Origin of the sequence: Aeromonas sp. 159, assembly GCF_963862045.1 — a bacterium.
GTDB classification, from domain to species: domain Bacteria; phylum Pseudomonadota; class Gammaproteobacteria; order Enterobacterales; family Aeromonadaceae; genus Aeromonas; species Aeromonas veronii.
In genome coordinates, this window is the sequence record NZ_CAWLMI010000045.1 from 56195 (window position 1) to 68825 (window position 12631).

The 12631-nt window shown below is 60.0% G+C and carries 7 protein-coding genes and 1 pseudogene; 6 read left to right on the plus strand and 2 right to left on the minus strand.

The features are described 5' to 3' along the window. The first annotated feature begins 267 nt into the window (after positions 1-267). From AACR14_RS09510 to AACR14_RS09520, 3 genes are all read left to right on the plus strand, one after another. Complete coding sequence (locus tag AACR14_RS09510) at positions 268-2367, plus strand: capsular polysaccharide biosynthesis protein (RefSeq protein ID WP_026035006.1); 2100 nt, start codon at positions 268-270, stop codon at positions 2365-2367. Positions 2368-2381: 14 nt separating this feature from the next. Beyond that, the gene (locus AACR14_RS09515) at positions 2382-3626 is read left to right on the plus strand and encodes a capsule biosynthesis protein (protein WP_019445980.1); all 1245 of its coding nucleotides are present in this window, start codon (positions 2382-2384) and stop codon (positions 3624-3626) included. Between the two features lie 113 nt (positions 3627-3739). Continuing rightward, a complete protein-coding gene (locus AACR14_RS09520) occupies positions 3740-4243 on the plus strand; it encodes a hypothetical protein (protein ID WP_019445981.1) in 504 nt (167 codons plus the stop codon). A 394-nt stretch (positions 4244-4637) separates the two neighbouring features. Here the strand turns inward: AACR14_RS09520 and AACR14_RS09525 are convergent, their stop codons facing one another. Further along, positions 4638-7772 carry a multidrug efflux RND transporter permease subunit gene (locus AACR14_RS09525; RefSeq protein WP_019445982.1) on the minus strand — a complete coding sequence of 1045 codons (3135 nt, stop codon included), beginning with the start codon at positions 7770-7772 and terminating at the stop codon, positions 4638-4640. Between the two features lie 15 nt (positions 7773-7787). Continuing rightward, positions 7788-8945: an efflux RND transporter periplasmic adaptor subunit gene (locus tag AACR14_RS09530; protein ID WP_019445983.1), complete on the minus strand. Its 1158-nt coding sequence runs from the start codon at positions 8943-8945 to the stop codon at positions 7788-7790. Between the two features lie 157 nt (positions 8946-9102). Here AACR14_RS09530 and AACR14_RS09535 point away from each other — a divergent pair, with 157 nt between their 5' ends. The 3 genes and pseudogenes from AACR14_RS09535 to AACR14_RS09545 form a co-directional block, all read left to right on the plus strand. Further along, positions 9103-9831 carry a response regulator gene (locus tag AACR14_RS09535; protein WP_019445984.1) on the plus strand — a complete coding sequence of 243 codons (729 nt, stop codon included), beginning with the start codon at positions 9103-9105 and terminating at the stop codon, positions 9829-9831. Beyond that, positions 9828-10913: an ATP-binding protein gene (locus AACR14_RS09540; RefSeq protein ID WP_019445985.1), complete on the plus strand. Its 1086-nt coding sequence runs from the start codon at positions 9828-9830 to the stop codon at positions 10911-10913. The genes AACR14_RS09535 and AACR14_RS09540 overlap by 4 nt, the downstream gene beginning before the upstream one ends. 433 nt (positions 10914-11346) lie before the next feature. Then, positions 11347-12631 (plus strand): annotated as a pseudogene (locus AACR14_RS09545) (DEAD/DEAH box helicase); the annotation flags it as partial.

Consider the following 12631-nt stretch of genomic DNA (forward strand, 5'->3'; position numbering starts at 1 on the left):
CAAATTTGATAGCAATACGATTTAGAAAAACATTCCAATTCTGGAATGGCATAGTCTATTTCTTGTCAGTTTTGTAAAGGCCAAGTGTATTTATTGCATCATGTTGCAATATAGGCCTATGTTCATTTAAGTCTGTGACAATTTTTAGAAAGTCTGATTTCAATAATTCATTATCCATAGTTGAACTTGATATGACGAAAAATTTAATTTAAATGAAAATGCCATATACATTTTTACCATTACCAAATACAGAATCGAGCATTAATAATGACTCTATGGACACAATCCAGCGGCATTCTGGCGCGCAGGCGGCAGATCTCTGCCTGTCTCGGTCAGCCATTGGCCCGACTTGAGCCCTCTTCCAAGTGTTTGCCACAAGCGGGCGATGTGCTGGTCGGCTGGGGCCAGAAGGCCAATACCGGTCAGATTAAACAGAAGGCGCAGGAATTGGGGTTTCCCTACTGGCAGCTGGAAGATGGTTTTATCGGTTATATCGGCCATCCCGCCAGGGGGGGCAAGGCGGTCTCGCTGATCGCCGATCCGGTGGGGATCTACTACGATGCCCGCCAGCCCAGCCAGCTTGAGCAGTTGATCGCCACCCCGTGCGAACCAGAGATGTTGGCACGGGCTGAGCGACTGATCGGTGAGCTGGTACGCCTCGGCGTCACCAAATACAACTGCTATGCCACTCATCCCTATGAGCTTGCCACGCAGGCGCCGTATGGTGAAGAGCAGGGGGGGCTTGTCTCTTTGGCCGAGGGGTTGCTGCAAGATGGCAGACCCAGTGTATTGCTGGTCGATCAGGTGGCAGGGGATCTCTCCATCCCGGGGGCGTTGGCTTGTAATACCGATTTTCTGGCGATGGTGGCCGCTGCTCGGCGCAATCATCCCGGTGCCCGTCTGCTGCTGCGCACCCATCCTGATACGCGTATTGGCAAAAAGAGCGGCGTGCTGGCGCGATTGGCACAAAAGCTCCCTGAGCTGGCAGATCTGGAGATAGTGAGCGAGCCCTGTCATCCCCATCTCCTGCTTAAGATGGTGGATGCGGTCTATACCGTCTCTTCCCAACTGGGGTTCGAGGCGTTACTGCTTGGCAAGCCGGTCCACTGCTTTGGTATGCCTTTCTACGCCGGTTGGGGATTGACCCATGACAGCAAGCTCTGCTTGCGGCGTGTTTTGTCAAGGGCCGATGAGGCTGTGTCGCTGCCACAACTGGTGGCGGCGGCGCTTATTCGTTATCCCCGTTATTGTGACCCTGTGCTGGGAGAACGTTGCGAAGTCGAGGACATCGTCAAGCTGCTGGCCCGCCAGCAGATGGCGCCAGCCCGTTGGCGGCGGCTTTATCTGGTGGGATTTTCGCTCTGGAAGCGTGCCTTTATGCGCACCTTTTGTGCCCATCTGGCCGATGATCTGCGGTTTGTCAGGCGCCCCCCCAAGCGGTTGACCGGCGATGAGCAGGTGCTGGTATGGGGTAGTCGGTACCCCGAGTTGATCTCGGCCATTCGGGTCGAGGACGGTTTTATCCGCTCGAGTGGCCTTGGCTCCAATCTTTGTCGACCATCGTCACTCTCCATCGATCCGGTCGGGATCTACTTCGACAGTCGCCGCCCCAGCGCGCTTGAGCAGCTCCTCAACTATGAGCCGATCGACGAGGCTTTGTTGGCTCGGGGCAACAAGCTGCTGGCGTTGCTGCGTCAATCCCGGGTCAGCAAATACAACGTGGGGACGAGCGTACCATTCCAGCCGCCGCAAGATGGTCGCGTGCTAGTGCTGGTCGTGGGTCAGGTGGATGGCGATGCCTCTATCCTCTGCGGCAGTCCGAAGATCCGCAGCAATGAGCAACTGCTTTGGGCGGTGCGAGCCGCCAAACCGCAGGCGCATATTCTGTTCAAGCCCCATCCGGATGTGGTGTGTGGCAACCGGGAAGGGACCATCTCGGCGCGCTGTCTGGCTGAATGCGTTGATAGTCAGGTGATCCAGTGCGATCTCGCCTCCCTCTATCCCTATATCGACGAGCTGCACACAATGACCTCACTCAGTGGCTTCGAGGCGTTGGTGCAGGGTGTCAAGGTCACGACCTGGGGCCAACCCTTCTACAGTGGCTGGGGCTTGACCCGTGACATCCATCCGCCTGCCAGACGCGAGCGCCCCTTGCCGTTGGCGGCACTGGTCTGTCTGACCCTTGCCGCTTATCCCCGTTATATCGATTGGCAATCAGGCTTGTGGTGCAGCCCCGAACAGTTGATCCGCAAACTGGCGGCACACAAGCCCCTCGCCATGAGCGGTGCGAGCCGTTGGCGACGCTGGCACCTCAAGCTCCGTTTTCTGGTTGATACCCTCAAACCCACTCGCTCTCTGTTCTCCTGATGGATCCTCATTGTATGAATGTGTTGTTGTTACAGGGGCCGCTTGGCCCCTTTTATCAAACCTTGAGCCAACATCTGGTACGGGCTGGCCATCAGGTGGTGAAGATCAACTTCAACGGTGGCGACGAGTGCTGGCCCTGTGCCGGGATCTCTATCAGTTATCACGGCGAGCCAGATGGCTGGAATACGTTTCTGCGACGGATGTTGAAGGAATATTCAATCAATACAGTGCTTTGTTACGGCGATTGTCGTTATTACCACAAGGTGGCGAGCCAGGTGTGTGAGCTCAAGGGATTGTCATTCTGGGCACTGGAGGAGGGGTATCTGCGTCCCGATTTTGTGACCCTTGAGCCGGGCGGCGTCAATGCGTTCAGCCCCTGGTATGAAGAGCGCGCCAGATTGCCGCGAGTAGACTGGCCCGCCGAGTTTATTGCACCTCTCAAGGTGGGCAAGACGTTTGCGGCCAGAGCCTGGTATGCCAGCCGCTATCACATCAGCAAAGCAATCAAGCAGTCACGTTATCCCCATTTTGTCGATCACCGCCCCTGGACGCTCTGGCAAGAAGCGAGGGGGTGGCTGAGAAGTGGGTGGATCAAATATGGTCATCGGCATCGCGATCGAGCACTACTCCATCGTTTCAAGGAACATGCCGGGCAGATCTTCCTAGTGCCGCTGCAGGTGAGTGAAGATTTTCAAATACGAGAGCACTCCGACTTTGGTGACCTGGAGGAGATGATCTCGGAGGTGGTCAGCTCGTTTGCCCGCCACGCCAATCCGGATGATGTGCTGCTGTTCAAACATCACCCCATGGATCGGGGGTATGTCAGCTACCGTGACTGTATCGATCGACTCATCGCCGAGCATGGTTTGGCGGGGCGGCTCTTTTATGGTTATGAATGGCCGCTTCCGGCCCTTTACCCGCTGCTCAAGGGGGTGATCACCATCAATAGCACGGTTGGGTTGTCAGCCCTGTTGCATCAGGTACCTACCATCTGTTTGGGTCGCGCGCTCTATGACATCATCGGGATGACCACCAGTGGCCCGCTTTCCTCTTTCTGGCAACATCAGAGCCCGGTTTGTGAAGCGACCTTTCAGCGAGCCAGAAACTCCCTGCTGCACCTCACCCAGCTTAATGCCAGCTTCTATCGCCATCTTGATACGGGGGCTGAGGCGGTGCTCGCAAGGATGCGGCTTGCCGAAACGGCGGTCACTCATGAACCTGCGTTGCACAGAGAGCCAACTCGTTCACGTGGAGCATAGATAAGCAGGGAAATTGATCACCAGAGCCATTCCCCCATAGGGACTCCGATATTTTCAACCCACGAATTTCATTCTCTTTCGTAAAAAAATAAATAACCATCAAGGATGCTGATATGAAAACCAAGCCATATATGTTGGCCATTCCGCTATTGTGCTTGCCTGTCGTTTCGAGTGCCGCGGATGATTTTTCAATTTTAATTCATGGCGCCGCAATTCATAGTGATTGCACCAAAGGAAAGGGAAAGAAAAGCAAGAGTTGTGATTTTAATAATTTCAATCCGGGATTAGGGTTGGCCTGGGCTTTTTGGGGCGATAGCGACACTGGCAAGCTGGCGGTGCGCGGAGGGGCATATAAGGACTCTTTCAACGAGACGGCTTTATACGGTGCGCTCTCATATCGCAAGGAGTGGTATTTTACCGAGCATGCCTTTGCTGGCCTGGGGTTTCAGGCCGGTTATCTCAATGGTTCTGGCCTGGATGGCTTTGCTGCCTTGCCGATGGTGACGCTGGGCTACAAGTCAGTGGCGTTGGAAGTGGGATATGCGCCAAAGCTTGATTTTGCATTGGGTAGCAAGCATGTTGCCGTGACGACATTCTCTTTACGCTGGAACTTGTGACTATAAGACATCATTAATGATTGGGTTATATGTCGGCGTTCAGATTTGACATGCGTATAGTGATTTAAAAGCTATGTAAAGTGCATTGCGAATGTCTTTACGGATGCATTCTAATAAAATTTGTATTTTTAGGTGCAATGAAATAACAAGGTTTGCTGGCCATTTATAAAGGGTAATCCTCAAGGGGGCTGGTAATTTATTTACGGTTAATAACTATAAAAATATAACCATGGCTGGCCAAGCTATTAGCCTCAACGATGAATTCTTTGTACTCGAATTTGATACAGTGGCGAGTTGTCTTTTTGCCACATACCAAGCCCAACCTGTTTAGCAGGTTGGGCTTTTTCTTTTGGTGATGTGCTGAGGGATTATCCGGTCGCCTGCGTATCTGTGGTCATCGATCCGGATGAATGCGGTTGGATGCTCGCCGTGCCTGCCAGGAGTGCAGACGCTGCTGCGCCCCGATGATGAAGACAAAAAAGACCGGTACGAAGAAGATGGCCAGCAGGGTGCCGCTGATCATGCCGCCAAACACGCCGGTGCCGATGGCGTGCTGGGTCTCCGCGCTGGCGCCACTGGCGAGCATCAGCGGCACCACGCCGAGGGTGAAGGCCAGCGAGGTCATCAGAATGGGGCGCAGGCGCAGGCGGGCAGCAGTGACAGCAGCATCAAGCAGCGAGCGCCCTTCGCCGTGCAACTGGCGCGCAAACTCCACGATGAGGATGGCGTTCTTGGCCGACAGACCGATGATGGTGATCATGCCTACTTTAAAGAAGACGTCGTTGGGCATGCCGCGCAGCATCACGGCCGCGACAGCACCGAGCAGGCCCAGCGGCACCACCATCATCACCGAGAGCGGGATCGACCAGCTTTCATAGAGTGCTGCCAGCACCAGGAAGACCACCAGCGCCGACAACAGCATCAGCAGGGGGGCCTGCTCGGCCGACTGGCGCTCTTGCAACGACTGTCCCGTCCAGGCCAATGCGAAGCCTGGCGGCAATTGCGCCACCAGACGCTCCATCTCCGCCATCGCCGCTCCGCTGGAGATGCCGGGCGCTGCCCCCCCGGCAATACGCACGGCGGGGAAGCCATCGAAGCGCATCATCTGTTGCGGCGATTCGCGCCATTCCGGTGTCACCACCTCCCGCAAGGGGACCATGCCGCCGCTGGCATTGCGCACCCGCAGGCCGAGCACGTCATCGAGCTGCATGCGCGCCGACGCGTCGGCCTGCAGAATGACCTGCTGCATGTGCCCGCCGTTGGGGAAGTCGTTGACGTAGAGCGACCCCATTGCGGCCGACAGGGTACTGCTCACGCTGGCGAACGAGAGTCCCATGGCTTCGGCCTTCTGTCGGTTGATCTCGAGGTGAATGCTCTCGCCGGGAGGCAGATTGTCGGGATACACATCACTGACTACCTGGCTTTTGGCGGCCAGTTCCAGCAGTTGTGCCTGGGCGGCCAGCAGCGCGGCATCTCCCCGGTTGGCTCTGTCTTGCAGGAACAGGGTGAAGCCGGAGGCGGTGCCCAGCTCGTCGATGGCGGGTGGCAGCAGGCTCATTACCGTGCCTTCAGGAATGTTTGCCATGGCTGCTTGTGCCAGATCTGCCTCTTCGGCTGCCGTGGCACCATGACGCTGATCCCAATCTTTGAGCATGGTGAAGGCCATGGCGGCATTGGGGCCTGCGCCGGAGAAGCTGAAGCCCTGCACCACCAGGTTGGTGTCCAGCGCCTCGCGAGAGGCGACGTGAGCCTCGAAGGCCTTGACCACCTCAAGAGTACGCTCGCTGGTAGCGCCGGTTGGCAACTGGATGGAGGTCATGAAGTAACCCTGATCCTCGTCCGGCAGGAAAGAGGAGGGCAGCTGGGCGGCGCCGATGGCTAGCACGGCGCAGAGGGCGGCAAAGGTTGCCATCATCCGTCCGCTGCGCCCGACCAGCCGGGTTACCCGCGCACCGTAGCCTGCCGTGAACCGCTCGAAACCCCGGTTGAAGGCACCGAAGAAGCCGCGCTTCTCATGATGATCCGGACTGACCGGGCGCAGTAAGGTGGCGCAGAGCGCAGGCGTCAGGGTCAGGGCGAGGAAGGCCGAAATGAGGATAGACACCGCCATCGACAGGGTGAACTGCTGGTAGATGACCCCCACCGAGCCGCTGCCAAACGCCATGGGGAGGAACACCGCCGTGAGCACCAGGGTGATGCCGATCACCGCCCCGGTGATCTCTTTCATGGCCTGCGACGTCGCCTCCCGGGGCGAGAGCCCCCGGGTGGCCATCAGGCGCTCGACGTTCTCCACCACCACGATGGCGTCGTCGACTATGATGCCGATGGCCAGCACCATGCCGAACATGGTGAGGGAGTTGATCGAAAAGCCGGCCAGCAGCATCACCGCGAAGGTGCCAAGCAGAGCGATGGGGGCGACGATGGCCGGGATCAGGGTGTAGCGCAGGTTCTGCAGGAAGAGAAACATCACCAGAAACACCAGCACCATGGCTTCCAGCAAGGTATGGATCACCTTTTCGATGGAGACCTTGACGAAGGGGGCCGAGTCAAAGGGGATCGAATAGGCCATGCCCGCCGGCAGGGTGGGAGCGAGCTGGGCGAGACGGGTGCGCACCGCATCGGCGGTACGCACGGCGTTGGCGCCGGGGGAGAGCTGGATGGCGGCGCTGGTGGCGGCCACGCCGTTCTCCCGGTTGGAAAAGGCGTAGGATTGCGCCCCCAGCTCGACCCGGGCGACATCACCCAGCACCAGCTTGGCGCCATCGCCACCGGCTCGCAGCACGATGGCGACGAATGCCTCGGGGGTCGTCAGCTGCCCCTGAACCGTGAGGGGAACCGTCAGGCGCTGCCCAGGCAGGGCGGGTTCGTCACCGAGGCGTCCCGGTGCAATCTGGATGTTCTGCTGCTCGATGGCCTGCGCCACCTCGCTGATGGTCAGCCCGTAGGCGGCGAGTTTGGCCGGATCTACCCAGATGCGCATGGCCTGCTCGGCGCCAAACAGCTGCACTCGTCCTACCCCGTCGATGCGGCGCAACTCCTGCACAATATTGCGTGCCATGTAGTCGTTGAGGGCAACCTCATCGAAGCGGCCATCCGGTGAAGTCATGCCGACCATCATCAGAAAGCCGGACGAGGCGGACTCCACCTGCAGGCCGGTTTGCCGTACCGCCTGTGGCAAGCGAGGCTCGACCGCCTTGATGCGGTTTTGCACGTCCATCTGGGCCAGCTCCGGATCGGTGCCCGGCTTGAAGGTGGCGGTGATCTGCGCGCTGCCGGAGGCGTCCACAGAGGACTCGAAGTAGAGCAGGTTCTTCACTCCCGACAGCTCGCGCTCGATAAGGCTCACCACCGCATCGTTCAGGGTCTGCGGCGTGGCGCCCGGATAGGTGGCATAGAGGGTTACCGACACCGGCGCCACCGAGGGATAGCGGGAGATGGGCAGCTTGGGGATGGCGATGACCCCCGCCAGCACGATGAAGAGGGCGATCACCCAGGCAAACACCGGGCGATGAATGAAAAACTGCGGCATGGATAACTCTCCGATTCAGCGAATGCCACCGTCAGCCGGTTGGCTGACGGCGGGTGGTTGCCAGGGGGAGGCAATGACCTGAACCCCCGGGGTCAGACGGTCGATCCCTTCGATCATCACCTGTTGCCCGGCACTGAGCCCGGATGCGATGCGGTACTGGCTATTCACCAGTTCAGCGGTGTTGACCGGAACCAGCTGTGCCTGCCCCTGGCCATCCACCACCCACACGCTGGTCTGACCCGAGGTGCGCACTACTGCCTGCTGGGGCACGGTCAGGGCGTTGGCATAGCGGGCACGGGGAATGCGCGCTTGCACGTAGAGACCGGGCAACAGCCGCCGCTCAGGGTTATCCACCAGCACCCGCAGCAGCACATCGCCGGTCCCGGCATCGACCTCGATGCCGGAGAAGAGGATGCGCCCCTGCATGCCCAGCGGTGTGCCATTGCTACCGAGGATCTCCACCGCCAGTTCCGGTGCCGTTGAGCCAGCCTGCTGGCGCAGGGATTCCAGCACCGAGGCCGGTTGACGCACATCGACGTAGACCTGATCGATCTGCTGTATTCGGGCCATGGGTGTGGCATCGGTGGGGGACACCAGGGCCCCTTCACTCACCAGCGCCTGATCGATGCGCCCGGCGATGGGGGCCTCCACGCTGGCAAATTGCAGGTTCAGCTGGTGCCGGGCCAGGGTCGCCCTGGCCTGGGCCACATCGGCGGCCGCCTGATCCCGCTGGGAGACCGCGTCGTCATAGGTCTGGCGGCTGATGGCGTCGGTGCGCAGCAGCGGCTTCAGGCGGTCAATCTGGATGCGGGCGCGGGCCAGCACGGCCTCGGCCCGTTGCAATGCGGCGGCGGCGCTGTCGACATCGGCCTTGAAGGGGGCCGGGTTTATCTGGAACAGCACTGTGCCTGCGCTGATCTCGGCGCCCTGCTCGAACAGGCGGCGCTGTACGATGCCGCTGATCTGGGCGCGAATGTCGGCGCTGCGCAGTGCCGCCACCCGGGCGGGCAGATCTTCGCTGATGACAAGTTCCCGACCAGTCAGAGTCAGCACCGACACCTGAGGAGGGGCGGGTGCCTCCTGCTCTTGGGGCGCGACATCGCAACCCGCCAACCCGAATGCGGCAATGACGGCGAGCAGGGCGCCCGCATACCGCTGTTTTACAAACCTCATCCACTCACCTCGTTAAACCGTCTCTCCGGTGTGATGTGACCGGAGAGTGCATCGAGCGGCTATTATGGCGAGGGGCTATTGCGAATGATTCGAGGCTTTGTGGAGAATCCATGGAGGCGATGATAAAGTTCAACGCCACCTTTTTTCGAGTCCGACTATGTCCCATCTCAATGCTTCCGCCAGCCCGGCGGGCCAGTCACTGGTACTGATTGCAGAGGATGAAGCCGAGATCGCCGACATCCTCGCCGCTTACCTGCAACGTCATGGCTTGCGCTCCCTGCACGCCGCCGATGGCCGTGAAGCGCTGGCCATGCATCAGGCATTCAAACCCGATCTCCTGCTGCTGGATGTGCAGATGCCGCAACTGGATGGCTGGCAGGTGCTCAGCGAGATCCGGACGCGTGGCGACACGCCGGTGATCATGTTGACCGCCCTCGATCAGGATCTCGACAAGCTGATGGGGCTGCGCATGGGGGCGGATGACTATGTGGTCAAACCCTTCAATCCGGCCGAAGTGGTGGCGCGAGTGCAGGCCGTGCTCAGGCGCACCCGAGCCGTAAAGCCTGCCACGGCGAACGTGTTGCGGGTCGGCCAGTTTCAGATCGATCTGGAGAGCCACGAGGCCAGCATTTTCCGCGATGACCAGCAGCAGGTGCTGGAGCTGACCCTGACCGAGTTCAAGTTGCTCGCCTCTTTGATGCGGGCGCCGAAACGGGTGTTCAGTCGCGCCGAACTGCTGACTCACTGTTTGCCGGAGGGGGATACCCAGGAGCGCACTGTGGATAGCCACATCAGCAAGTTGCGCAAAAAACTGGAGACACACGGCATTCAGGGGGTCCCCGCCAGTGTCTGGGGCGTTGGCTATCGCTTCGGGGGCGATGCATGAAATCGGCGCCCGGCCTTCGCAGGCAGATCATCCGCTCTCTGGGCTTGATGACGCTTGGTATCATCTCCCTCGCGGTGATCGGCACCTATGTGTTTTATGGCATCGCCGTGGCGTTTGTGCCGGGCAGCATCTCCGAGACCTGGGTGCCCTCCAGAGTCGAGATGTTATGGATCGGTTCCACCATTCTCATTGCATTGGGGATGGCGCTGTACGTGGCGGTTCGCCTCTCTCGCCGCATCCTGACTCCCCTCAACTCGGTGGCAACCAGCCTGCGCGAGGTGGCCGAGGGCAAACTCGATGCCCGCGTGCCGGAGGATGAGCAGGCGATCGGGGAGACGGCGCAACTGGTGCGCGACTTCAACGCCATGGCCGAGCGGCTGCAGAGCATGACCCGCGAGCGGGAGTTCTGGAATGCCGCCATCGCCCACGAATTGCGCACTCCGGTGACCATTTTGCGCGGCCGCTTGCAGGGGCTGGCCGAAGGGGTATTTCCTCCCAGCAGCGAACTCTTCGAGGGGTTGCTGCGCCAGGTCGAGGGGCTCAATCACCTGATCGAGGATTTGCGGGTATTGAGCCTCAACGACAGCGGCCATCTGGAGTTGCAGCGGACCGAGGTCAGGCTGGCCGACGAGCTTGCCGTGGTGCTTGAGGCGTTTGCCAGCCCTCTGGCGGCGAGTGGATTTGTGTTGCAGCGGGAGCTCGATAGCGAACTTCATGTCTGCTGCGATCTGTTTCGTATCCGTCAGGCTCTGATGGCGCTGTTGGAAAATGCCCAGAAGCACGCGCTGCCTGGCCTGCTGACCGTGCGGCTGCATCGCTCGGAGAGAGTGTGTGTCCTGAGTGTGGAAGATGAGGGGCCAGGCATCAGCGAGGAGATCACCGCCTGTATCTTCGATGCGTTTCGTCGGGGAGATCCGTCACGCTCGCGCAAGAGCGGCGGCAGCGGACTCGGACTCGCCGTGGTCAAGGCGATTGCCGAGGCGCACGGTGGCAGCGCGGTTTGCCAAGCTACCGGACGGGGAGGGAGCCGATTCGTGCTCTCCTGGCCCATCTCGGCCATGTCCGGTGGTCCTGAAATCTAGCCTAGGGGCGACAGGCTCTGATGAAGCTAATACAGCTGACAGCTGCCCGCACAGGGGCGTTCGACAAGCGACTGCCATAAGGGTTTTCACCGCTTTGCCGGGTGAGCAGGAGGGGCTGGGACATGGCTCATTTGGCGCGAAACCATGGTTTTTAGCCGTCAAAAATTGAAACCGTTTTCAGAAATCCTTTTCAACTGTGATCCGCTTCAAAGCTTTTTCGGGCGCCAACCTCTAGCATTGGCTCCACGAATTAGGGGCTAGCGCTCCCGATTTTCCCGCTGTGGGAGGTAACCGGATGATCCGGCTATTTCCTTCGTTACTTTCGACGGTCATCATGGATGGCCGTTTTTTTTTGAGTTATTTCACGGTAAAGGGTCGAGCCGCTGGCGCTTTACCGTTAAAATTCCGCTTTTGCACTTGCCCGTGAGTCTTGATGTCTGCGTCCACCCTCTCTTCGGATAGTTATGCCCTGCTCGCAACCCTGCAATTGCAGCGCGTTGCCAGTACCCGTTTGCTGCAAGAACAACTGGCGATAGGCCATGCCCTGATCGATAAACTGACCCGATTGCAGGATGCGGGGCTGGTCAGATTGCGCGGGGAGCAGCAGTGGAGCCTGACCGCCGAGGGGACGCTGGCGCTGATCCTGGGGGTGCGTGCCGGTCTCTGCCCGGCGCCGGACTGGAGCCGGGTGCCCTCATTGACCGGGCAGGATCTCACCCATGCGGTGGTGCGCGAGCTCTGCCGCGGCAAAGCGGGGGAGATCCCCACCTATTTCTCGGCCAGCGATCTGCTGACCCTGCTTGATACCCTGGACGCTCACCAGTTGCTGGCGGGCTCCAGCCCCGCCTGGCAGCAAATGTTGCTGGAGCACTTCTCGCTGCAACTCTTGCTCGATGCCCCCTATGAAGAGCGCTGGCCGCTGGCCAATGCGCTGGTGCGCTGCGCCCCCGAGGTGCAGGCCCGGGCCAAAGCGTTCGAGGCGGAGTGGCGCTGGCTCTGCGGGGATGGCGAGTGCACCTCGCCAACCGGCGAGGACAAGGATGCCGCCCCCGGCTGGCCAGCCCTGCAGGCGCTGGCCCAGCAGAGCCAGAGCGGCCCGCTTGGCGAGCGACTGCTCACCGCGCTGGGCCAGTGGCAGGCAACCGATGAGGGTGAAGCGGGCCAGTGGCCCCGTTCATTCAGCGCCCTGCTCTGGCTTGGCTGGTTGCAACAGGCCGATCCCGTCATCGCCAGCGAACAGCGCAAGAAGTGGCAGCGCAGTCTGACTGGCCAGTTCCCCCTGCTTGCCGACTTGCTCAGCCAGTGGGCGGGCGATCGCCACGGTCAGGCGGTCGGCCTGTTCGATACCCTGCAGCTGCCGGTGGAGGAGCTCCACTGGGGCTATCTCTGGCTCGATCTCTGTGCGCTGGCCCGTCACGGTGCCCAGAGCCCGCAGGTGGCCATGTTGCACAAGTGGGATCTCTCCCATCTGCTCGATGCCGAGCCCCATCATCGCCTGATGGCCTTTTGTCAGGATCTGCTGCGCATCTTGTTGGGCGAGGCGGCCAAAGGGGCGCCCTTGTGCCAACTGCGCGGCAGTGAGGAGAGTACGCAAGAGGGCAGTGACGAGCAGGATGATGACGGGGACGAGGATAAAACCGCGGCCTCTGCCAGCTGGCTCAACTGGTTGCAGGGGCTGGGACGTTCCAGTGGCGTACGCAAGCCGCAGGAGCGGCTGG